Below are 23,118 nucleotides of genomic sequence, written 5' to 3' on the forward strand. Positions count from 1 at the left end.
ACACACGACACACTGACCGCGTACGTACCGCACTGAAGTAATCGCCGCCCTGGCGGCCCGGAAGGACAACGGTGGAGCAGGACCACAGCAGGCACTCGGAGATGATCAACTTCATCTGGAAAGTCGCCGACTTGCTGCGCGGCGACTTCCGGGCGCATGACTACGGGAAGATCATTCTTCCGTTCACGGTGCTGCGGCGGCTGGACTGTGTGCTGGAGCCGACGAAGGCCGAAGTGCTCGCGGAAGTTGCGGAGATGGAAGAGCGGGGGCGTCCGCTGGCCTACCGGGAGATGAAGCTCCGCGAGGTCGCGGGGCACGGGTTCTACAACACCAGCGAACTCACCTTCAAGCTGATCGCTAAGGATCATTCACAGGCGCAGACGCTGCTGAAGTCGTACTACGGCGCCTTCTCCGAAAACGCCCGGGAGATCCTCGACCGGTACAACTTCGAGAAGCACATCTCCGATCTGCAGGAGAAGAGGCTGCTCTACCAGGTGGTCGGCGAATTCGCCAAGATCGATCTGCGGCTGCCGAAGGGGCCGGACGACAAGGACGGCATCGACAACCATCAGATGGGTTACATCTTCGAGGAGCTCATCCGGAAGTTCTCCGAAGACAACCCCGCCGGTGAGCACTTCACGCCGCGCGAGGTGGTCCGGCTGATGGTGAACCTGCTGCTGGCCCCGGACGAAGGGGAGGGCAAGACCAGGACGGTCCTTGACCCAGCCTGCGGGACGGGCGGCATCCTCAGCGAGACCGAGGAGCACATCAAGCGCAAGGCCCCGCAAACGACTGTCGGGCTGTACGGGCAGGAACTGAACCCCGAGTCGCACGCCATCTGCCAGTCCGACCTGCTGATCAAGGGGCAGGAACCGGACAACATCAAGTACGGGAACTCCTTCACCCAGGACGGCCACAAGGACCAGAAGTTCGACTATTTGGTCGCGAACCCGCCCTTCGGAGTGGAGTGGAAGAAGGTCAAGCAGGAGGTGGAGCGGTTCGCGAGAAACGGGGATCGCTTCCATGCGGGACTGCCGAGGATCAGCGACGGTTCCTTCCTCTTCCTCCAGCACATGATCTCGAAGATGAAGCCGGTGACTCCTGACGGTAAGGGCGGCAGCCGTATCGCGATCGTCTTCAACGGGTCGCCGCTGTTCAGTGGCGGGGCCGGCTCCGGCGAGTCCGACATCCGGCGGTGGATCCTGGAGGAAGAGGACCTGCTGGAGGCCATCGTGGCGCTGCCGGACCAGCTCTTCTACAACACCGGGATCTCAACCTACTTCTGGATCCTGTCGAACAGGAAGCACCGGAGCCTCAAGGACAAGGTCATCCTGCTGGACGCGCGAGGCCAGTGGACGAAGATGCGGAAGTCGCTGGGCGACAAGCGCAAGGTCATCTCCGATGCTCAGATCACAGCGGTGACCGACATGTACATGGAGGCGGTGGCTGCCGCGGCCGACGAGGAGCAGTCGCTGCCGGAGAACGCGAAGATCTTTGAAACGAAGGAGTTCGGCTACCAACGCATCACCGTGGAGCGGCCGTTGAAGCTGCGCTTCGAGGTCACGGAGGAGACGCTGACCGCGCTCCGGGCTTCGGCTGCGATCGACAAGGCGGTTGATGCGGGGGCGTTCGCGGATGCGCTGAAGTCGCTGGTGGGTGAGCGATGGGAGACCAAGGCAGAGGCGTGGGACGCGATCCGTCAGGCGCTGGTGCCGACGGGCCTGATGATGCCGACGGGCAAGCCCTTCCAGAAGGCGCTACGGGATGTGGTGGGGGTGCGCGATCCCGAGGGCGAGGAGCAGTACCTCAAGAAGGGCGACCCGCACCCGGAACCGGACCCTGACCTCCGCGACAACGAGAACGTTCCGCTGGAGGAGGACATCGACGCGTACATGAAGCGCGAGGTGTTGGAGCACGTGCCGGACGCGTGGGTGGACCACACGAAGACGAAGATCGGCTACGAGATTCCGTTCACGCGACAGTTCTATGTGTATGAGCCGCCGAGGCCGTTGGAAGAGATCGACTCGGATCTGACATCGCTGGAGGCCGAGATCCAGCGGCTGCTCGGGGAGGTGACGAAGTGACCGAGGTACTTGGAACCGCGCTGCCGGAGGGCTGGACCGCTTCCCGCCTGAAGCGCGTCACGTCCCTGCTGAACCGGGGATCTGCTCCGGACTACGTTGACAATGGACCCGTGCGCGCCATCAGTCAGGCGGCTAATCAACCTGGGGGGTTGGACTGGGCGCGGACTCGGTTTCATGATGCGACTGGGGATCCCCGCAGGCTTAAGGGCTATTTGTTGCCGGAGGATATCCTCATCAATTCAACCGGGACCGGAACCCTGGGGCGAATCGGCTACTTCCAAGGGGGACCGGATGAGATTCCCTGTATGGCGGACACTCATGTGACCGTGGCGCGGGCGATCCCGCCCGAAGTGGACTCCCGGTTTCTCTACTATTGGCTGTCATCGATTCCCTTTCAGGAATACATCTATGCGGCGCTAGTAGTAGGCGCGACGAACCAGATCGAGCTGAATCGCGATCGACTCAGCGATGCGCCAGTACCATTTCCGCCTGCTGAGGAACAGCGGAGAATTTCGATTTTCCTTGATGTCGAGGTCAGCCGCATCGACCGCATGAAAGGAAATCTTGAGGCGCTCCTCAAGTTGCTGTTTGAGCGTGCAGCCGCCGTGCTGGATCTGGCTATCGATGCGAACATTTCCCGCTTCGGAACCGCTCCGCTGCGTCGCTTCGTAGCGGGCGTGAATCAGGGCACAAGTCCGCAGTGTGAGGCGGTGCCTGCCCCTGAGGGCGAGTGGGGAGTGCTTAAGGTCAGCTGTCTTCGCCCCGGGGAGTTCTACCCGGGAGAGAGTAAGCGACTGCCCACGGCGCTGGAATTCGACCCGCGCGACGAGGTGCGTCAGGGAGACCTGTTGGTCACCCGGGCTAACACTCCCGCGTTGGTGGGGTCGACCGCTGTCGTCCCCACCGTCCGTAAAGGCCTCCTGCTGTCCGACAAGATTTTTCGGGTCAGGCTGGATGCGCGTCTCGATCCGCACTATGTTTCGGCAATCGCGAGTGGCAGCCGTGTGCGTGGTCTCTGCGCGGCAGCTGCTAATGGCGCCTCTCAGTCCATGGCGAATCTCCGCTTCGAGGAAATCAAGGAATGGCCAATTCCGCTGGCGGACGAAGACGCCCAGAGAGCGCTGGTGGCGCAAGTGTCCGAGTCCCGAGCTTATACAGCCGCATTGCGTAAGACTATTGAGCGCCAACTCGACCTGCTCGCCGAGCGCCGCCGCGCCCTGATCACCGCCGCAGTGACCGGCCAAATCGACGTAACGACCGCACGGGGGGTGCGAGTTCCGTGATTCACAGCAATCCGTTCAGTAAAGGCCCGAAAGGACCTCAGCACAAAGTCCACCACGAAGAGGCGTTCCGCGTCGCGATCATGAACCAGCTCCTCGCCCACGGCTGGGAGATGGGCCTCAGCTCCGACTACCGCCGCGACCTCGCCCTCGACACCGCACAGGTCTTCGCGTTCATCGGGGCCACCCAGAACAAGGCCTGGCTGAACTACGCCGGCTACTACGACAACGACCCCGACACCGCCCAGCGCGCGTTCGCCGAGCACCTCGCCAAGTGGATCGACAAGCGGGGCACCCTCCAGACCCTCCGCCAAGGGGTCAAGGCGCATGGCATCCACTTCGACCTCGCCTACTTCAAGCCGTCGCAGACGATCGACCCCAGCGCCCTCGTCTCGTACGGCAAGAACCGGCTCACGGTCGTCCGCGACCTCGTCTACGCCACCCGCCGTGCGCCGGACGGCGCGACCAGCAACGACGAGGGCAACAAGCCCGACCTCACCCTCTTCGTCAACGGCATCCCCGTCGCCACGGCCGAGTTGAAGAATCCGCTCACCGGGACCGGTACCGCCGAGGCCATGCACCAGTACCGGACCACCCGGGATCACCGGGAGCCGCTCTTCGCCAAGCGCGCCCTCGCGAACTTCGCGGTCGATCCGGACGCTGTGTTCCTCACCACCCAGTTGAAGGGCAGGGACACCGTCTTTCTGCCCTTCAACACCGGCTCCGACGGCCCCGGAAACCGCGGCGGTGCCGGAAACCCGGCGATCCCCGACGCGGCTCCCGCCGGCACGTACCGGACCTCGTACCTCTGGGAACAGATCTGGCACCCGGACACCTGGCTGGATCTGCTGGAGCGGTACGTTCACCAGAGCACGGAGAAGAAGGATGACGGCAGCACCGTCAAGAAGCTGATCTTCCCGCGCTTCCACCAGTGGCATGCCGTGAGGGAGTTGACCGCACACGCCGCGCGGAACGGAGCGGGGCACAACTACCTGATCATGCACTCCGCCGGGTCCGGCAAGTCGAACACCATCGCCTGGCTCGCCCACCGGCTCTCCGACCTGCACGACGCACGCCACGAGTCGGTCTTCGACAAGGTGCTGGTGATCACGGACCGCACGGTCCTGGACGATCAGCTGCAGGAAACCATAGGTGACTTCCAGCAGACCAATGGCCTGGTCCTCGGCATCGGCGGCAAGGGCGGCTCGAAGTCGTCCCAGCTGGCGGATGCGCTCGCGCAGGAGACGGCGAAAATCCTCATCGTCACCCTCCAGACCTTCCCCGCGCTGCTCGCCTACTTGCGCAAGTCGCCCGTCGAGATACGCGGCAGTCGCTTCGCGATCATCGTCGACGAAGCGCACTCCTCCCAGTCGGGCGAAGCCGCCACCGACGTCAAGAAGGCCCTGCGCGATCTCGGCCTCGACGCCGACGACGAAGAGACCGGAGCCACGGAGGCGGAGGCCGAGGCGGAAGCGGAAGCGGAAGCTTCGGAGCCCACCACCGACGAACGTCTCGCCGCGTCCGCCCGCGCCCGTGGCCAGAGTGCGAACCTCTCCTATTTCGCCTTCACCGCCACCCCCAAGCACAAGACGCTGAAGCTCTTCGGCACGAAGAACCCGCTCACCGGCCTCTACGAGCCCTTCCACACCTATTCCATGCGGCAGGCGATCGAGGAGAAGTTCATCCTCGATCCGCTGTGCCAGTACGTGAGGTACGAGACGTACTGGCAGATGGTCAACGAGGACCCGCACGAGGCGGACCGCGAGGTCGACAAGAAGAAGGCCAACGCGCTGCTCGCCCTGACCGCGCACAGCCACACCACGACCGCCGTGCAGCGGGCCAGGGTGATCGCGGAGCATTTCATGGCCCACACCCGCAGGCGGCTGGGAGGGCGGGCCAAGGCCTTGGTGGTGTGCCGTTCGCGGTACGGCGCGCTCCAGCTGTACCGGCAGATCGTCAAGTACTTCGACGACAGCGGCCATCCGGACCCCGGGGTCCTGGTCGCCTTCTCCGGTTCTCTCAAGGAGGGAGAGGAGGAGGTCACCGAGGCGAAGCTCAACGGCTTCTCGGAGGGCGAGCTGCGCAAGAGGTTCGCGTACACCGCGGCCGACGACAAGAAGGGCACATCAGCCGGGCGGCAGCGCGAGTACCGGATCCTGGTGGTCGCGGACAAGTACCAGACGGGCTTCGACCAGCCGTTGCTGACCACGATGTACGTCGACAAGAAGCTGAAGGGCGTCGCTGCCGTACAGACGCTCTCCCGCCTCAATCGCACGCACCCGCTCAAGGACCAGCAGGATCTGTGTGTCCTGGACTTCGCGAACGACCCGCACGTCATCCAGAGCGAGTTCCGGCCGTTCTTCGAAGAAGCCCAGACCATGCCCACCGACCCCAACCTGGTCTACGACGCGCAGCATCAAGTCATGGATCCGCCGATCCTGCTCGTCGACGAGATGCAGTCCTTCGTGGCGGCGTACCTCAGGGCGCAGGACGCGGCGGCCGGTGACGAAACCCGCTGGGAGAAGTTGCACGCGGAGCTCTACCGGCACACCGACCCCGCCCGCGACAGGTTCATCGCGCTCAGAGACAGCGAAGTGCCGGCCGAGCACGAAAGCGCCGAGCAGTTCCGGGCCGACCTCGCCGACTATGTGCGCAAGTACAGCTTCCTCGCGCAGATCGTGCCGTACATCGACATCGATCTGGAGCGCCTGCACCTCTTCGGGCAGCATCTGCTGCGCAGGCTGCCCCCACGCAAGGGGGGAGGGGTGGACATCGGGGAAACCCGGCTCGAGGCCGTGCGCCTGGAGAGGGTCGGAGAGGTCAATGTGAGCCTGACTCCCGAGGGCGCGGTCGAACTGAAGGGCTTCGGCAGTGGTGCCGGTGGGGCGGCTGAGCCCGAGAAATCGCCGCTGGCCAAGGTGATCGACCAGTTCAACGAGCGGTTCGGTACGGACTTCACCGAAGACGACTTCATCGTGCCGCTGCGGGCGGTGATGGCCGACGAGAAGGTGCGGCGATCCGCCTCGCAGGACGACGAGGACGGATTCAAGCACGTCATCGACCCGGTACTGGACGCCGAGATGATGAAGCACATCGACTCCGTACGCGAGTTGGGGGACCACTACTTCCACGATGACCGGGATCACCGGGAGTCGATCAAGCGTGACCTGCGGCGGCACGCCTTCCGCATGCTGCGCCGCGAACTTGGGATGGACGACGCGGCCTGAACCCGCCGCGGGCAGCGCGGACCGTCCACGGCAACTCCCCGTAACCGTGGACGGTTCACGGCGACACGCGCCACACTGGGCACACATGATCACGGGGCACGGGGAGGACAGCGCAGGTGGCGCCAGAAGTGCGAGTCATCGCCGAACGCTATGAACTGCGGACCAGGATCAGTACTGGGGGTATGGGACAGGTCTGGCTCGGCTACGATCCGATTCTGAACCGGGACGTAGCGGTCAAACTCATCCGCCGGGACCTGACCACGCCGGGCCCGGACGCGGAAGAGCTGGCCGAGCGCTTCAAGCGGGAAGCCCGGGTCACAGCCAAGTTCGACCACCCAGGGGTGCCCGCGGTCCATGACGCGGTGCTCGACCGGGCGGCGGACGGCGTCTACATGGTGATGCAGCTGGTGCGTGGCGCGCTGCTCACCGACATCCTCGCCAGGCCCGGCGTGCTGCCGGTCCCCTGGGCGGTCTCCGTCGCCGCGCAGGTCTGCTCGGTGCTCTCGTACGCGCACGCCGTGCCCGTCGTCCACCGCGACCTGAAGCCGGACAACATCATGGTCGCCGGGGACGGCACCGTGAAGGTTCTCGACTTCGGAGTCGCCGCGGTGCTCGGAACCGATGTCACCAAGCTGACGTCCACCGGGCACATCATCGGCACCCGCCGCTACATGTCGCCCGAGCAGATCCAGGCGGCCGCGGTCAGCCCGCGCAGTGATCTCTACGCGCTTGGCTGCATCCTTCATGAACTGCTCGCCGGGAATCCGCCGTTCACGGCCGAGGCGGAGTTCCAGCTGATGGAGGACCACATGTACCGGGCGCCGGCCCCGCTACGCGGGCTGCGCGCCGAGGTGGACCCGGCACTGGAGCGGCTGGTCCTGGATCTGTTGGCCAAGGTGCCCCATCAGCGGCCTGACTCAGCCCAGGATGTCTACGACCGTCTGGTGCCTTTTCTTCCCGCACCCGACCCCGAACGGACCACCGAGCAACGGGGGCAGGGAATCAATGACCCCACGGGCCCTTACCGCCGTCCGCTCGCGCCCCGTCCCCGCCCGGCCGAGAAGGCCGTGTACACGCCGACCGTTGTGGAGTCGCCACTGCGGCCGGGCGCCCCTGCCGTACCGGATGAGGAACTGCAGCAGGCCCGCGGTCACGCAGCGGCGCTCGTCGAGGAGGAGCGGTTCTCCCAGGCATCCGGAATGCTGGAGGATGTCCTGGCCCGTGCTGCCGCCGTCCGTAGCGCTTCCGAACCGCTGATGGTCGGCCTCCGTCTTGTCCACGCGCTCGCGCTCTTCTGTGACGATGACTACGGGCGAGCACTGCCGGAGTACGAGGCGCTCGTTGAGGTTCTGGAGGCCGCAGGTCCCGCCCGCGGCGAGGATGCCCTTTACTGCCGCAGGCAGGCCGCCTTCTGTCGGATGGAGCTCGGCGACAGCGAAGGTGCGCTGGCCGAGTTCGAGGCCGTACTGGGACAGATGAGGCAAGGGCTGCCGGACAGCGATATGGACGTCCTTGAGGTACGCAGGCATGTCGGCCTGCTGCTTCAGGCGGTCGACCGGCTGCGCGAGGCGGTCGAGGTGCTGATGCCGCTGTACCGGGACCTGATGGCCGAGTACGGACCGGATGCCCCGGAGACCGCCCAGGTGCGGGACGCGCTCGTACGTATCCGGCTGCGCACCTCGCGTACTACCGGCACCGGCCGGGCCGCCACGCGCAGAAACTGACCGAAGGAGCTTCCCCCATGGCACAGCTGGCTCTGTCGGTCCGGTTCCTCGACGAGTTCGGGAAGCTCGACTCCAAGGCGCGGTCCGGGGCCGTGAAGACGGCTCTGAAGTTCCAGCAGCTCACGCTCAAACAGCTCTGGTCGGACGCCGGACTGGACTTCAAGCAGCCCAAGGGGGCCAGGGACAAGCACATTTATACCTGCCGTATCGACAGATTCTACCGGGGAGTCGTACTCGCGCCCGGCACTGGCGAGGACTTTCTGCTGCTGCGTGTGATGGCCCACGACGACGCCTACGCCTGGGCTGCCAAGCAGGTGCCGAGCGTAAACACGGTGACCCACGGACTGGAGATCCGTGACGTCGTCACGGTGGAGCAGCTGGTGCCGGCATGGGAAGCGGAGGCGGCCACCGCCGCGGTGGAACCTCTCTTCGCCCATCACCCGGACGGGGATCTTCGTAGTCTGGGTATCGAGGATGATGTGCTGCGCGCGGCCCGTTCTCTGACCTCCAAGGAGCAGCTCGACGCGTTCGCTCCGTTGATGCCGGAGGATCAGTGGCAGGTGCTGCAGTTCCTCGCCGAGGGACTGAGCGTGCAGACGGTATGGGGTGAGCTGGTCGCCTTCCGCGCCCGGAACGGCGCGCTGACGGTGGACCGTACGGACCTGGCCGGTGCGATGCGTAACACTCCGTCGCGCATTGCCCTGGTGACGGGCCCGGAAGAACTGTCCGAGATCCTCGACAAGCCGTTCGCCGCGTGGAGGATCTTCCTGCATCCGTCTCAGCGGTATATGGCGTATCGGCCCAGCTACTCGGGACCTGCCCAAGTGACCGGCGGACCCGGCACGGGAAAAACTGTGGTGGCGCTCCATCGAGTCAAGCACCTCTTGGGGCATCTACGGGCCGGCGAACGCATCCTGCTCACCACATACACCGGGGCGCTCACTTCGGCTCTTCGTGAGGGGCTGGCCCTGCTGATCGAGGACGAGGAGCTGCGCGGCCGGGTGGACGTGTCGACCGTCAACGCTCTGGCACGAGAGATCGTCGAACCACATGACGCCGCCCGGCGTGTGTACCTGGACGGGGCGCAGGAGCCGGCTCTCTGGGGAGAGATCGGCGAGCAGCTGGGCCTCCCGTGGAGCGGCCAGTTCCTGGCTCAGGAGTACAAGCACGTCATCTTGGCGCAGGGCCTGCGCTCGCTCGACGCCTACCGAGAGGCGTCCAGAAGCGGTCGGGGTTCCCGGCTGGCCTCCGCTCGACGGCACGAGGTCTGGCAGGCGGTGGAGGCGTTCCAGGCCGCGCTCGACAAGCGCTCCGCGCGTACGCATCTGGGGGTGTGTGATGAAGCGGCGTTGCGTGTCACCGCGTCCGGAGTGCCGCTCTACCGGCATGTTGTCGTTGACGAGGCACAGGACCTCCACCCCGCTCAGTGGAGGCTGCTGCGCGCCGTGGTGCCCGCTCGCCCTGACGACTTGTTCATTGCCGGCGACCCGCATCAGCGGATCTACGACACGAAGGTGTCTCTGAGATCACTGGGGATCCCCGTGACCGGCCGTTCCACCCGAATGCGCAAGAACTACCGCAGCACGCAGGAAATCCTCACCTGGGCGGTGGCTTTGCTGGACGGCCGGCCCGTGGAGCAACTGGAGAACGGCAGCGCGGACACGCTGGCAGGATTCCGGTCCTCGCTGCGCGGCGCCCGCCCGACCGTGTGTGCCACGGATGACCCGGATGCCGAACTGGCCGAGCTGGTGGTGCGCATCCGGGAGTGGGCTGACAGTGGCGTCGAGATGTCCGACATCGCGGTGGCTGCCCGGTTCAACAAGATCGTGTACAGCGTGGCGCGCCGGTTGCGGGACGAGGGGATCCCCACAGTCCGGCTACGGCAAGACGGAGGCGCCGACGCTGAGGGCGTCAGGGTCGGAACGATGCATTCCCTCAAAGGGCTGGAGTTCAGGTGTGTGGCGGTTGTCGGGGTTCGGGAAGGGACGGTTCCGTACCCAGGGGCCATCACGCCAATGGAACTCGACCCTATTCAGCACCACACGGATCTGACGGCCGAGCGTTGTCTGCTCTTCGTGGCCTGCACGCGTGCACGCGACCGACTGCACGTGTCGTGGAGTGGTCCAGCGAGTCGCTTTCTCGCTGAGGCGGGAGTGGCATGAGAGACCGGCCCGCGTCGCACTGACGGCTCGGCTCAGGCTGGAGCAGGCGCCTAGCCCTAGGGGTGCGCGATGGATGAAGCGGGAGTCGCGTTGACGCTTGCTCTGTTCGAAGCGGAGGTCCTGCGCAGGTGTCCTTTGAACAGCTGTTGCTCGCCTTGTGGGAGCTGGACATGGCCTTGATCGCCCGGAAACGTGGGTCTTATGTGGGACGCCGTGGCGCCAAGGCATCGGAAAATTGTGAACACAATAGGGCAATTTTCCATGTTGATGGGAGAGGGAACCCTCCGTAAATGATCTTACGGAGGGGGTGGGGCCGCACGTCTGACCTGGGAAAATGCAGCGCCCCCGGCAGGACTCGAACCTGCGGCCAAGCGCTTAGAAGGCGCCTGCTCTATCCACTGAGCTACGGGGGCCGGATCATGACCTCGGTGGCCTGGGCCCCGGGCTGGGAGGGTCCTGGACCTTGCCGGGGACAAGGATAGGGCTCCGATCGCCTTGGGCCGGTTGCTTCACCTGCGTGGCACGATGTGGAGGTTCGGTGAAGCGAACCTGATAATCGCAGGCGAGTGCGAATCGCGCATCGCTTTTGGCGTCTCGCGCCCCGGGTGTTGTGCACTCGTTATGCCTGTGCCCCACTCATACCGTGTGTCCCTCGCCGCCAATCGGCGCGCATAGGCGCGCAGAGGACCCTTTAAGCTTCTAAAAGGCTCCAAAATTGGGCATTCTTCGCATGTGGTGACCTTGGACGCACGGCCTCAGCTGATCGACGCACTCTCCGCCCTGCGCGACCGTGTCGCTGCCGTGCGCCTCCCACTCCCCCTGCCGGGGGCTCCGCGTGCGAGGCAGGCACGGATCGAGTTGCTGGCGCAGCTCGACGACTATCTGCTGCCCCGGCTGAAACAGTCTGAAGCACCGCTGCTCGCCGTCATCGGCGGCTCCACCGGATCCGGCAAGTCCACCCTCGTCAATTCCCTGGTGGGCAGGCGGGTGAGCGAGGCCGGCGTGCTGCGGCCCACCACGCGTACGCCCGTGCTCGTATGCCACCCGGACGATCACCACTGGTTCGCCAACCTCCGCGTACTGCCGCAGCTCACGCGCGTATGGCTGCCCCGGCAGGAGGGGGAGGAAGAGGGGGCGGAAGGGCCCCTGGAGGGGGAGAGGGGCGCCGACGGCGGGGACACGTTGCGCGTGGAGACCGTGGGGACGCTGCCGCGCGGGCTCGCCCTGCTCGACGCCCCTGACATTGATTCGCTCGTCGCCCGGAACCGGGTGCTTGCCGCCGAACTCATCTGCGCCGCCGACGTGTGGGTGATGGTGACCACCGCCTCCCGGTACGCCGACGCCGTGCCCTGGCACCTGCTGCGTACCGCGAAGGAGTACGACGCCACCCTCGTCACCGTCCTCGACCGGGTGCCCCACCAGGTGATCGGCGAGGTGTCGCAGCAGTACGCCGCGCTGCTCACCAAGGCCGGGCTCGGCGACGTACCGCGCTTCACCATCCCCGAGTTGCCCGAATCCGCCGGCGGCGGCACCGGGCTGCTGCCCTCCACCGCCGTCGAGCCGCTGCGGGCCTGGCTGGCGCACCGGGTGCACGACCCGGCGGCCCGGCAGCAGGCCGTCGGCCGTACCGCCACCGGCGTCATCGAGTCGCTCAACGCCCGGATGCCCGAGCTCGCCGGGGCCGTCGCCGCCCAGTACGCCGCGTCCGTACGGCTGACCGCGGACGTCGAAGAGGCGTACGAGAAAGAGGGCACGCGGGTACGCCGCCGACTCCAGCGCGGCGCGGTCCTCTCCGGGGACGCCCTCACGCGGTGGCGCGGTTATCCGCTGGACAGTTCGGCGGGTGAGCTTCTCGACTCGCTCGTCGGGAGCCTCACCGCGCTGCTCCAGTGCGCCGTGGCCGCCGCCGACGAACACGTCCACGAGGCGTGGCGGCGGGAGCCCGCCGCCGACGCGGTCGCGTTCGCGATCCCCCACCGGGAGGCGGGCGAGCGGATCGGGATGGCCGCACGGCGCTGGCGCCGGGTGCTCGAAGAGCTCGCCGAGGAAGAGGTACGGGACCTGGAACGGCCGCCCGCGCCCGACGCCGAGACCGTCGCCGCCCTGCTCGCCGCCGCGCTGCTCGGTGGCCGCCGGGCGCGCACCGCCGGGGAACGGCTGGCCGAGCGGATCGGCGCGGTCGCCGCGACCCGGCTGCGCGACAAGGGCGGGGAGCTGCTGACGACGTACATCGACCGCGTACTGAGTACCGAAAGGGAGCTGCGGCTGGCGCCGCTCGACGCCCTCGAAGTGAGCCCGGAGCCGCAGGCGGCGCTGATCGCCGCGCTCTCCGTGTTGCAGAAGGAGAAGTGACCGCAAACGTGACTGCTGTGACTGATGACACGGATGGCGTGGATGGCGTGGATGGCATGGATGGTGTCGACGGTGCGGAGGGGATGGAGGGGGTTGAGCGGGTGGACGGCATGGGCGGCCCCCCTGAGGGGCGGTGGGACGACGGGCTGATCGCCCGGCGCGCCGCCGAGCGCGCGGCGCGCGGCGTGCGGCCCCCGCGCCCCGTGCGGCCCCCGTCCAACGCGCGGCAGGACGGCAGCGACGACGAGTACGACGGCCTGCCGCCCGGCGGCGCTTACGGCGGCCGGCTGCGCGGACGCCTCGACGCCCTGCGCGAGCTCGTCGGGCTCTCCCGTACCCGCCTCGAAGCGGCCACGCTCGCCGAGGCCGGCCGCGTGCTCGACGAGGCCGCCGCCCGCCAGCGGCTCTCCGCCCGGCACACCGTCGTCGCCGTCGCCGGCGCCACCGGCAGCGGCAAGTCGACGCTCTTCAACGCCCTCGCGGGCGTCCAGATCTCCGACACGGGGCTCCGCAGGCCGACCACCTCCTCGCCCATCGCGTGCAGCTGGACGGACGGCGCCGCCGGCCTGCTGGACCGGCTCGGGATCCCCGGGCGGCTGCGCCGCAGGCCGGCGCCGCTCGGATTCCGCGACGAAGCACTGAACGGGCTCGTGCTCGTCGACCTGCCCGACCACGACTCGGCCGCCACCGCCCACCGGGACCAGGTCGACCGGGTGCTCACGCTCGTCGACGCGGTGATCTGGGTCGTCGACCCGGAGAAGTACGCCGACGCCGTACTGCACGAGCGTTATCTGCGGCCGCTCGCCGGACACGCGGAGATCACCTTCGTGGTGCTCAACCAGGTGGACCGGCTGCCGGGCGACGCCGCCGACCTCGTCCTCGACGATCTGCGCAGGCTCCTCGACGAGGACGGCATGGCGCTCGGCGAGCACGGTGAACCGGGTGCCACGGTGCTGGCCCTGTCGGCGCTGACGGGTGAGGGCGTCGGCGAGTTGCGCGAGATGCTCGGCCAGTTCGTGCAGGAGCGCGGGGCCCCCGCCCGCCGGTTGTCCGCCGACGTGGACGCCGCCGCGGCCCGGCTGCGACCGGTCTACGTCGCCGACGGGCGGCGGCCGCCCGAGCTCGGCGAGCGGGCCCGGGACCGGTTCACCGACCGGCTGGCGGCGGCGGTGGGCGCGGCGGCCGTGGGCGAGGCGGCGGAGCGCGAGTGGCGGCGGAACGCGGGGAAGTCGTGCGGCACGCCGTGGCTGAGGCTGTGGCGGTGGTACGAGGCGAACCGGGCCCTGGGGGCGGGGCTCGACCCGATTTCCGGGCAGACCCCGGCCGAGGGGGAGGAGGAAGAGATCACCGCCAGACAGCGGGTGGAGCAGGCCGTGCGTACGGTCGCGGACGATGCCGCCGCCGGGCTGCCGGCCCCCTGGGCGCAGGCGGTACGGGAGGCCGCGGTGCGCGGCGCGGCGGGGCTGCCGGAGGAGCTGGACGTACTGGCGGTACGGGCCGGAGTGCCGCGCGGCAGGCCGCCGAAGCCCGCGTGGTGGCCCGCGGCGGTACTGACCCAGGCTTCGATGACCCTGCTCCAGATCTTCGGCGGGCTGTGGCTGGTGGGCCAGATCGTGGGCGTACTGGAGCCGCAACTGCTGCCGCCCGTACTGGTGATGCTCGCCGGGATCGTGGGCGGCCCGCTGGTGGAGTGGGCGTGCTCGGTGGCGGCGAGGGGGCCGGCGCGGCGGTACGGGCAGGACGCCGAGCGGCGGCTGCGGGAGGCGGCTGCCGGGTGCGGCCGGGCGCGCGTACTGGATCCGGTGTCGGCGGAGCTGATGCGGTACTGGGAGGTGCGGGAGCAGTACGTGGCGGTGACGGGTTTGTCCACAACCGGCCGGTAGCCCACAGGCTCCGGCGGGCTCGCCACTTCTGGTCCAGCATGGGACCAGTCAGTCAGTCAGTCAGTCAGTCGGACGGGCACAGGGGCGGACTAGTGGCGCAGGGGGGAGTCGGGATGAGTGACACGTGGGTGACGCTGGTGGGCAATGCCGCGACAGGCGTGGACTACCGGGATTCGGCGGCGGGCGGGGTGGCGCGCTTCCGGTTCGCGGTGACGGCGCGGTACTGGGACCGCCAGAAGGAAAGCTGGTCGGACGGGCAGTCCAGCTTCTACACGGTGTGGGCGCGGCGGGCGCTGGCCACGAACCTGGCCGGCTCGGTTTCCATCGGTGAACCACTACTCGTGCACGGGCGGTTGAGGATCCGCGACGAGGAGAAGGACGGGCAGCGCAGATTCTCGGCGGACATCGAGGCGCTGGCCGTGGGGCACGACATGACGCGCGGTACGTCCGCGTTCAGACGGGTGGTGAAGGGGGATCCGGCGTTGACGCGACGTTCGGTGACGGAAGGGCACAACTCGGCTGATTCGCCCGGTGATTTGTCGACAGTGTCGGCGCAGGGGAGAGGTGAGCGATAACGATTCCGATTCGGAATGGCTATCTGACGGTATGACAGAGGGCTGTCGTTCGGCGCGTCTCTAGGATTTCCGCATACTCACGGGGCACTTGAGTCTGTCGGCGAGGCACTCCCCCCACGGTCGCACCATGCGAAAGGGCCTCGCCCGAAGGGGAATTCTGTGTTTTCTGCGCTCTCTGTGTTTGTTGCTGTACGCCGACGGGGCTCCGCCCGTCTCTCCGCCGCGGCCGTGGCTACGGGTCTCCTCGCAGCGGGGGCGATAGCTGCCGCGGGGCCCGCCGCCGCGGTGGAGGCGCCGCAGCACCAGGGCGGTGCGGCAGCCACGCTCGACGGGCTGAAGACCTACGACACGGCCGTCCTCCGCACGGCCGGCGGTGACCAGCAGATCCCCGCCGGCCTGTTCGAGATGACCGTCGACGGTGGCGGCACGCTCAAGACGTACTGCATCGACGTCCACCGCCCCACGCAGGAGCAGGCGAAGTACCTGGAGACCTCCTGGGACCAGACGTCTCTCGGCGGCAACCGTGATGCCGGCAAGATCCGCTGGATCCTGGAGCACTCGTATCCGCAGGTCGACGACCTGAGCGCGCTGGCCAAGCAGGCAGGGGTTGGCTCGCTCACCGAGCAGACGGCCGCGGCGGGCACGCAGGTCGCGATCTGGCGGTACTCCGACCACGTCAAGGTCGACGCGCTCGACCCGAAGGCGGAGAAGCTCGCCGACTTCCTCGAGAAGAACGCGCGCGGCGCCGCCGAGCCCAGGGCATCCCTGACCCTGGAGCCGAACGCGGTCTCCGGCAAAGCCGGCGAGAAGCTCGGCCCGGTCACCGTCCGCACCAACGCGGGACGCGTCACCGTGGCCCCGCCCGCCGACGCCGCCGCCAGCGGCGTCAGGGTCGTCGGCAAGGACGGCAAGCCCGTCACCGCCGCCGCCAACGGCAGCGAGCTGTACTTCGACGTCCCCGCCGCCGCGGCCGACGGCTCGACCTCGCTGACCGTGCAGGGCACCACCTCGGTGCCGGTCGGCCGGGCCTTCGCCGGGGTCACGCAGAGCCAGACGCAGATCCTGGCCGGCTCCAGCGAATCCACCGTCTCAGCCGGCGCCACCGCCACGTGGGCGAAGAAGGGCGCCATCCCGGCGCTCTCCGCCAAGAAGAACTGCGCAAAGGGCGGGGTGGACATCACCGCCACCAACAAGGGCGACGAGCCGTTCAGCTTCGCGCTCATGGAGTTCAAGCACACCGTGGCGGCAGGCCAGTCGCGGACCGTGACCATCCCGGTTCAGGAGGACCAGGCGTACGACTTCACGATCGAGGGCCCCGGCGGCCTGAAGAAGAACTTCAAGGGCATCCTCGACTGCAAGACCTCCGCTGCCACCTCCGCCGGCACCGGTACCGGCATGGGCGTCGGCACCGGCACCATGGACCAGCCCCAGAACCAGCCCAGCCCCGCCACGGCCGGTGACGCCCCCACCGCCGCCGACGGACTCGACCTCGCCGAGACCGGCAGCTCCGACGCCACGCCGATGATCCTGGGCGTAGCGGTCGCCTTCGTCGTCCTCGGTATCGCCGCGGTCTTCTTCGTCCGCAAGAAGGAGTCCGCCTCCGGCGAAGAGTAAACACGGCGACGACGCCCGGTCACCGGGCGCTCACCGCGGCCCCGGTATGCCTTGGCACGCCGGGGCCGTTGCCATACGGGTGTTTACTTGCCGAGGTCGGGCATGAAACAGCCGACCTGGTCGAGTCCGGTCCACGGTCCGGTGGTCTCGGTCTTGGGGACCCAGAGCAGGGGCTGAAGCGCGCGGCAGTACTGCTCTGCCTCGTCGTCCCAGGGGAAGCGGCCCGCCTTGTCCGGCCAGAACAGTTGCATGAGCGGAAGCGGCGGAGCCTGGTAGAAGTCGAGTCCGGCGCCGAAGAAGTCCCGGTACCAGCTCGGGTGTACCGGGCGAACGGCCACCGAGTACCCGTTCAGGATGTCGTCCCGTACTTGCTCGGCTTCGAGAGGCCGGCCGTCCCGGATCTCCGCTCCTGCCGTGTTGATGATCGGCATCATCGTCTCGACCCTCAGGCCGAATACGCAGATCTCAGGACTCCGCAGTGTGTGCCACAGGCCGATGGAGTAGGCCCAGTCCGCTGGTGCCTCATCCCCAGCGCCCACGCCCATCACATGCCAGCCGAAATCCGTCACGCTCGCCGATATCCGGCTGTCCCGTTCATCCCAGGCGGGCCCCTCTGAGGGGGGCGAGCACAGGAGGCAGAAGCAGGGGGAGTCGTCCATCCCAGGAGAGTAGAGCCTTGCCGATCAAGGACAGTGCCGGGCCGTCTGTGGGCGGTGCGAGGGGGCTCAGCGGAGCCCCAGGTCGCGGCCACCCTGCGATACGGGTTTCCATCGCGGGGTGGACGTCAGGCAAGATGGGGTGTATCTGCCCACACATCGATTGCCGGACGGTTTCTCTTGGCTGAGTACATCTACACGATGCGCAAGACGCGCAAGGCGCACGGCGACAAGGTGATCCTTGACGACGTCACGCTGAGCTTCCTGCCGGGAGCGAAGATCGGTGTGGTGGGTCCCAACGGTGCCGGTAAGTCCACGGTGCTGAAGATCATGGCCGGGCTGGAGCAGCCGTCCAACGGTGACGCGTTCCTGTCGCCCGGTTTCAGCGTCGGCATCCTCATGCAGGAGCCGAAGCTCGACGAGTCCAAGACCGTCCTGGAGAACGTCCAGGACGGCGCTGCCGAGATCATGGGCAAGCTCAAGCGCTTCAACGAGGTCGCCGAGCTCATGGCGACCGACTACTCGGACGCGCTGCTCGAAGAGATGGGCAAGCTCCAGGAAGACCTGGACCACGCCAACGCCTGGGACCTCGACGCCCAGCTGGAGCAGGCCATGGACGCGCTGGGCTGCCCGCCCGGCGACTGGCCCGTCACCAACCTTTCCGGTGGCGAGAAGCGTCGTGTGGCGCTCTGCAAGCTGCTGATCGAGGCGCCCGACCTGCTGCTCCTCGACGAGCCCACCAACCACCTCGACGCCGAGTCGGTGAACTGGCTGGAGCAGCACCTTTCGAAGTACGCGGGCGCGGTTGTCGCCGTCACCCACGACCGGTACTTCCTGAACAACGTCGCCGAGTGGATCCTCGAGCTCGACCGCGGCCGCGCGATTCCGTACGAGGGCAACTACTCGACGTACCTCGACAAGAAGTCCGCCCGCCTCAAGGTCGAAGGCCGCAAGGACGAGAAGCGCGCCAAGCGGCTCAAGGAAGAGCTCGAGTGGGTCCGCTCCAACGCCAAGGGCCGCCAGGTCAAGTCGAAGGCGCGTCTCGCCCGGTACGAGGAGATGGCCGCCGAGGCGGACAAGATGCGGAAGCTGGACTTCGAGGAGATCCAGATTCCGCCGGGCCCGCGTCTGGGTTCGATCGTCGTCGAGGTCGAAAAGCTGTCGAAGGCCTTCGGGGACAAGGTCCTGATCGACGACCTTTCGTTCACGCTGCCGCGTAACGGCATCGTGGGTGTCATCGGTCCGAACGGTGCCGGTAAGACCACGCTGTTCAAGATGATCCAGGGTCTGGAGACCCCGGACTCCGGCGCGATCCGGGTCGGCGAGACCGTCAAGATCTCGTACGTCGACCAGAACCGTTCCAACATCGACCCCAAGAAGTCGCTCTGGGCGGTCGTGTCGGACGAGCTGGACTACATCAACGTCGGCCAGGTCGAGATGCCTTCGCGGGCGTACGTCTCCGCCTTCGGCTTCAAGGGTCCGGACCAGCAGAAGCCGGCCGGTGTCCTGTCCGGTGGTGAGCGCAACCGCCTCAACCTCGCGCTGACGCTCAAGGAGGGCGGCAACCTGCTGCTCCTCGACGAGCCGACGAACGACCTGGACGTCGAGACTCTGTCCTCGCTGGAGAACGCGCTGCTCGAGTTCCCGGGCGCGGCTGTGGTCATCTCCCACGACCGCTGGTTCCTGGACCGGGTCGCGACGCACATCCTCGCGTACGAGGGTGACTCGAAGTGGTACTGGTTCGAGGGCAACTTCGAGTCGTACGAGAAGAACAAGGTCGAGCGGCTCGGCGCGGATGCGACTCGGCCGCACCGTGCGACGTACAAGAAGCTGACGCGGGGCTGACCTTGTCGCGTCACATTTACCGCTGCCCTCTGCGCTGGTCGGACATGGATGCCTTCGGGCACGTCAACAACGTCGTCTTCCTCCGGTACCTGGAGGAAGCGCGGATCGACTTCATGTTCCGGCTGGCGCCGGGGGACGGCTCGCCGTCGTTCGCGGGCGGGTCCGTCGTGGCCCGGCACGAGATCGACTACAAGCTGCCGCTGGTGCACCGGCACGAGCCGGTGATCATCGAATCGTGGGTCACGAAGATCGGCGCGGCGTCGCTGACGATCGCGTACGAGGTGAAGGACCCGGCGGACGCGGACAGCCCTGAGCGGGTGTACGTGCGGGCCTCCACGGTGGTTGTGCCGTACGACCTCGAAGCGGCGCGGCCGCGGCGGATCTCGGCGGAGGAGAAGTCGTTCCTCCTGGAGTACCTGGACGATGGCGGCGACCGTGCTGACCGGCGGGGTGCTCGGGGGGCTGTCGCCGCATGACGGCGCCGGGGCGGGTGATGCTCGCGCTCGCCGATGCGGGGGAGGCGGCGGATCTTGCCGCGTTCCTCGGGCGGCTGATCCATTACGACCGGGCCGCGGCGGTACGTCTTCAGGTGGGCGGCGGGGCGGTGGCCGTTTTCGGGCGGCCGCCGTCGTTCGAGGTGCTGGCTGTACGGACGTCCCGGCTGGCGGTTGCTGCGGCGGTGGGCGGTGGCGGCGACGCGGGTGCCGGTGCCGGTGCCGGTGAGCTGGATGTCACGGTCTCTGCCGGGGAGCTTCTCGAAGGCATCGAGGAGGCCGCCGGGGTAGTGGTGGTGCCTGCCGCGGTTACGGGGCCGCCTTGGGCCGGGGTGCTGCCGCCTCGTGGGGGCTGGCAGCAGGTTCCGGGGCTGCCGGAGCCCGAGGCGATGCGTGCGGCGGTCGCGGCCGCGGTCGCGGAGTTCCGGGCGCGGGACGAGGCGTTGGCGCCGGAGGATCGGACGCGGGCGGCTCGGGACCGGATCGGGCGCGAGATCTGGTCGCGGACGCTGGGCGAGACGGAGTTGCCGCTGCGGGCGGTGCATGCGGCGCAGTCGCTGGGCTTCCTGCGGTTGGGCTCGGCGGGTGCGGGTGGCGCGGGCGCGGTTGCGCTGCTTGCCGCTGGCGGCTGGCTTCGGCTGCGTACGCCGTACGGGTCGATCGTGGTACGTCGGGCCGGGCTCGGGGTGCTTTCGGTGGCCCCGGTGTAGGTGGGTTTTCGCGTGGCCGGGGTGGGTTGCTTCGGCCCGCGCGTCCTGGCGAACGGTTCCATCTTCAAGCGCCGGACGGGCTGCCGGGGTTCCGGCGGTGGGTTCTGTCCTCAAGCGCCGGACGGGCTGGATTGGGCGGCCAGGGGTGGATGTGCTGCCAGGTCCCGGTTGGCGGTTCTGTCCTCAAGCGCCGGACGGGCTGAAATGGCCCGCTCGGGGCGGAATGGCCGGCCAGGCCGGAAGGGTTGGTTTCCGCTCCGAGCTGGAAGGGTCGGCTGGGCTGGAAGCGGCGGCGCCCGCGCTGAAGTGGTTGGCCGAGGACCGAACGGTCGGCCAAGGCCGAAACGGTCGCCCGGGTTGGAATGGCCGGACGGGCTGGATTGGGCGGCCAGGGGTGGATGTGCTGCCAGGTCCCGGTTGGCGGTTCCGTCCTCAAGCGCCGGACGGGCTGAAATGGCCCGCTCGGGGCGGAATGGCCGGCCAGGCCGGAAGGGTTGGTCTCCGAGCTGGAAGGGTCGGCCGGGCTGGAAGCGGCGGCGCCCGCGCTGAAGTGGTTGGCCGAGGACCGATCGGTCGGCCAAGGCCGAAACGGTCGCTCGCGTTGGAATGGTCGACCCAGACTGGGATCGACCGCCCGGGGTCGACCGGAATGGTCCCACCCGAGTTGACCGGGCGGCTGAGCGTACGCCCGGCATGTCGTCGTACGCCCCGCCCTGGCCCAACTGCGGGGTGCTGCTGCCCAGTACGCGGACCGGCGCACCCGACCTGAAGTCCGCCTGGTCGTCCTGCGAACGGTCCCAGGTCGCGCCCTGCCCGATCGCCAGCATGCCCATCGCCACGGCCAGTACGAGCAGCAGCACCGGGCCCGCGCCGCGCATCGGGCGGCGGCTGAGCTGCCAGCCCGCCAGCGCCGCGGGCAGCCCCCTGCCCCGGGAGGCGCGGCGCTCGGCGAGGCGGGCGATGGGCGGCAGCAGCCGCAGGGTCAGCATCGTGCCGGCCAGCAGCGCCAGCGCGGGCGCCGCGACCAGCAGCGGATCGATGCCCAGCCTGCCCTCACGGTCGCCGCTGATCGCACCGCTGCCCGAGGTCTGCCGGTCGAGCTGCCAGTACGCGACACCGGCGATCACCAGGAGACCGATGTCCGCGCCGGCCCGCAGCGGACCGGGCAGCGCACGCGCACGGCCGCCGCCTTCCCCGCCGCCCCCGCCCAGCGCCGGAGCCACCACAGCCGCCGCGCAGCCGACCGCCACCACCGCGCCTACCAGCCAGATCTGCCCGGTCAGGGCGGTGTCGAGGCGCAACCCGATCCAGGACAGCGAACCCTGGCCGGCGATCAGCCGGGTCAGCGGCCCCGCGAGCAGCGGCGCGCACAGGCCGGCGGGCGCGGCGAGCAGAACGGCCTCGACGGCGGCGAGGACGGTGATGCGCTGCCGGGAGCCGCCACGCGCCCGCAACAGGGCGGTCTCGCCCGCGCGTTCGGAGCTGAGCAGCCGGGCGACCAGCAGGAGCGCGTAACCGGCCAGCAGCACCAGCTGGAGCGAGACGATCAGCAGCGTCGACCGCGAGACCAGGAGCGAGCGCTCCGACTGGTCCAGCACGTCGGGCAGCGAGGTGCGGACGCTGACCTTCCCCTTGAGCGGCTGCCGCGCGTCCAGGTGCGCCAGGCTGCTCTTCGCGGCTTCGCGCAGCGGCCCGATCCGGTCGGTGGTGACCGTACGGAAGTCGGCGGTCGCCAGCCAGCTGACATGGCCGGCGCTGACGCGGCCCGAGCCCATGAGCGCGGGGTCGGCGAGCAGCGGACCGTACGTCGTGAAGGCGAGTTCGCTGACGCCGCGGCCGCCCTGCTCGTCCAGCTGCCAGTACGGGTCGGCCGGGTCGACGGGGCGGTAGAGGCCGGTGACGCGGATCTGGAGCGCCGGGCCCCCGAGCCGGTCGGTGAGCGAGAACACCTTCCCGCCGGGCTTCACCTTCAGCTCCCCGGCGACCGCTTCGGGCAGCGCCACACCGTAAACGCCGCCCGCGCCCTTGCCGCCGGGCCAGGTGCCGGCCGTCAGCCGTACCCGCGAGCGGTCCAGCGAGGCGAGGTGGGTGAGATCGGGGCTGTCCTCGGTGGCCCTGGACGACCGCAGGCCCGACGGCAGGGCGTACGGTCCCGACCGGCCGAGCCTGCGCAGCCCCACCGGCAGCCCGTCGAACGCCTCGCGCGCCCCGGCCAGCGCCGCGTCGTCCGCCGCCTTCCGCCGACCGTCGACGGCGTCGGTCAGGGCCTCGCCCTTGATCAGCAGCGCCGCCGATGCGGCGTTCCTGCCGCGCAGGGAGTGGCGGAGCCCGGCGTCACCGATCGAGGAGGAGAAGGCGGCGAGGGTGGCGAGTACGGACGTGGTCAGGAGGACGGAGAGCAGCGCGGCGGCAAGCAGCAGCCGATGCGCGCACGCGCAGAAATATGAACCCCGCCACCCGTTCCCCCCGAAACCACCGCGCTGTGGTGCTCCGCGCGCCCCATTGGTCTGTG

The 23,118-nt window shown here is 68.4% G+C and carries 13 protein-coding genes, 1 tRNA gene and 1 pseudogene; 12 read left to right on the top strand and 3 right to left on the bottom strand.

Annotated features, from left to right (window positions below):
* The first annotated feature begins 101 nt into the window (after positions 1-101).
* The 5 genes from ABZX79_RS21355 to ABZX79_RS21375 all read left to right on the top strand — a co-directional run bounded on the left by ABZX79_RS21355 (position 102) and on the right by ABZX79_RS21375 (position 10,477).
* Positions 102-2,084 carry a class I SAM-dependent DNA methyltransferase gene (locus tag ABZX79_RS21355; protein ID WP_355260063.1) on the top strand — a complete coding sequence of 661 codons (1,983 nt, stop codon included), beginning with the start codon at positions 102-104 and terminating at the stop codon, positions 2,082-2,084.
* A complete protein-coding gene (locus ABZX79_RS21360) occupies positions 2,081-3,367 on the top strand; it encodes a restriction endonuclease subunit S (protein ID WP_355259806.1) in 1,287 nt (428 codons plus the stop codon). The genes ABZX79_RS21355 and ABZX79_RS21360 overlap by 4 nt, the downstream gene beginning before the upstream one ends.
* Positions 3,364-6,591: a DEAD/DEAH box helicase family protein gene (locus ABZX79_RS21365; RefSeq protein WP_355259809.1), complete on the top strand. Its 3,228-nt coding sequence runs from the start codon at positions 3,364-3,366 to the stop codon at positions 6,589-6,591. The genes ABZX79_RS21360 and ABZX79_RS21365 overlap by 4 nt, the downstream gene beginning before the upstream one ends.
* 128 nt (positions 6,592-6,719) lie before the next feature.
* Positions 6,720-8,315 carry a serine/threonine-protein kinase gene (locus ABZX79_RS21370; RefSeq protein WP_355260066.1) on the top strand — a complete coding sequence of 532 codons (1,596 nt, stop codon included), beginning with the start codon at positions 6,720-6,722 and terminating at the stop codon, positions 8,313-8,315.
* 17 nt (positions 8,316-8,332) lie between these two features.
* The gene (locus tag ABZX79_RS21375; RefSeq protein WP_355259812.1) at positions 8,333-10,477 is read left to right on the top strand and encodes a 3'-5' exonuclease; all 2,145 of its coding nucleotides are present in this window, start codon (positions 8,333-8,335) and stop codon (positions 10,475-10,477) included.
* Positions 10,478-10,817: 340 nt separating this feature from the next.
* Here the strand turns inward: ABZX79_RS21375 and ABZX79_RS21380 are convergent.
* Positions 10,818-10,890: transfer RNA gene (locus ABZX79_RS21380), tRNA-Arg, on the bottom strand.
* Between the two features lie 328 nt (positions 10,891-11,218).
* On the opposite strand from ABZX79_RS21380, the gene ABZX79_RS21385 reads away from it, so the two are divergent.
* From ABZX79_RS21385 to ABZX79_RS21400, 4 genes are all read left to right on the top strand, one after another.
* Entirely contained in the window at positions 11,219-12,829 is a 1,611-nt protein-coding gene (locus tag ABZX79_RS21385; protein WP_355260070.1) for a dynamin family protein, read from the top strand.
* Positions 12,830-12,912: 83 nt separating this feature from the next.
* Positions 12,913-14,712: a GTPase gene (locus ABZX79_RS21390; protein ID WP_355260073.1), complete on the top strand. Its 1,800-nt coding sequence runs from the start codon at positions 12,913-12,915 to the stop codon at positions 14,710-14,712.
* A gap of 113 nt (positions 14,713-14,825) precedes the next feature.
* Positions 14,826-15,287 carry a single-stranded DNA-binding protein gene (locus tag ABZX79_RS21395; protein ID WP_355259815.1) on the top strand — a complete coding sequence of 154 codons (462 nt, stop codon included), beginning with the start codon at positions 14,826-14,828 and terminating at the stop codon, positions 15,285-15,287.
* 228 nt (positions 15,288-15,515) lie between these two features.
* Positions 15,516-16,901 carry a Cys-Gln thioester bond-forming surface protein gene (locus ABZX79_RS21400; protein WP_355259818.1) on the top strand — a complete coding sequence of 462 codons (1,386 nt, stop codon included), beginning with the start codon at positions 15,516-15,518 and terminating at the stop codon, positions 16,899-16,901.
* A gap of 83 nt (positions 16,902-16,984) precedes the next feature.
* Here ABZX79_RS21400 and ABZX79_RS21405 read toward each other — a convergent pair whose 3' ends face one another.
* Positions 16,985-17,560 carry a DUF4262 domain-containing protein gene (locus ABZX79_RS21405; RefSeq protein WP_355259821.1) on the bottom strand — a complete coding sequence of 192 codons (576 nt, stop codon included), beginning with the start codon at positions 17,558-17,560 and terminating at the stop codon, positions 16,985-16,987.
* 177 nt (positions 17,561-17,737) lie between these two features.
* Between ABZX79_RS21405 and ettA the strand changes: the two genes are divergently transcribed.
* Genes ettA through ABZX79_RS21420 form a run of 3 tightly spaced genes read left to right on the top strand, consistent with a single transcriptional unit; the run spans position 17,738 to position 20,606 of the window.
* Positions 17,738-19,402, top strand: a complete 1,665-nt coding sequence (gene ettA, locus ABZX79_RS21410; RefSeq protein ID WP_355259824.1) for an energy-dependent translational throttle protein EttA — start codon at positions 17,738-17,740, stop codon at positions 19,400-19,402.
* 2 nt (positions 19,403-19,404) lie between these two features.
* Complete coding sequence (locus ABZX79_RS21415) at positions 19,405-19,878, top strand: thioesterase family protein (protein WP_355259827.1); 474 nt, start codon at positions 19,405-19,407, stop codon at positions 19,876-19,878.
* Entirely contained in the window at positions 19,875-20,606 is a 732-nt protein-coding gene (locus ABZX79_RS21420) for a hypothetical protein (protein ID WP_355259830.1), read from the top strand. The genes ABZX79_RS21415 and ABZX79_RS21420 overlap by 4 nt, the downstream gene beginning before the upstream one ends.
* 671 nt (positions 20,607-21,277) lie before the next feature.
* On the opposite strand, the pseudogene ABZX79_RS21425 reads toward ABZX79_RS21420, so the two are convergent.
* A pseudogene (locus tag ABZX79_RS21425) lies at positions 21,278-23,063 on the bottom strand (FtsX-like permease family protein); the annotation flags it as partial.
* Positions 23,064-23,118: the final 55 nt, after the last annotated feature.

Origin of the sequence: Streptomyces sp. NPDC002994, from assembly GCF_040611155.1 — a bacterium.
In the GTDB taxonomy this organism is placed as follows: Bacteria; Actinomycetota; Actinomycetes; order Streptomycetales; family Streptomycetaceae; genus Streptomyces.

What these genes read in the sequence shown, in the direction of transcription:
- ABZX79_RS21355 (WP_355260063.1), top strand. Translation starts at nt 102, where the DNA reads ATGATCAACTTCATCTGGAAAGTCGCCGACTTGCTGCGCGGCGACTTC.
- ABZX79_RS21375 (WP_355259812.1), top strand. Translation starts at nt 8,333, where the DNA reads ATGGCACAGCTGGCTCTGTCGGTCCGGTTCCTCGACGAGTTCGGGAAG.
- ABZX79_RS21390 (WP_355260073.1), top strand. Translation starts at nt 12,913, where the DNA reads ATGGAGGGGGTTGAGCGGGTGGACGGCATGGGCGGCCCCCCTGAGGGG.
- ABZX79_RS21395 (WP_355259815.1), top strand. Translation starts at nt 14,826, where the DNA reads ATGAGTGACACGTGGGTGACGCTGGTGGGCAATGCCGCGACAGGCGTG.
- ABZX79_RS21405 (WP_355259821.1), bottom strand. Translation starts at nt 17,560, where the DNA reads ATGGACGACTCCCCCTGCTTCTGCCTCCTGTGCTCGCCCCCCTCAGAG.
- ABZX79_RS21420 (WP_355259830.1), top strand. Translation starts at nt 19,875, where the DNA reads ATGACGGCGCCGGGGCGGGTGATGCTCGCGCTCGCCGATGCGGGGGAG.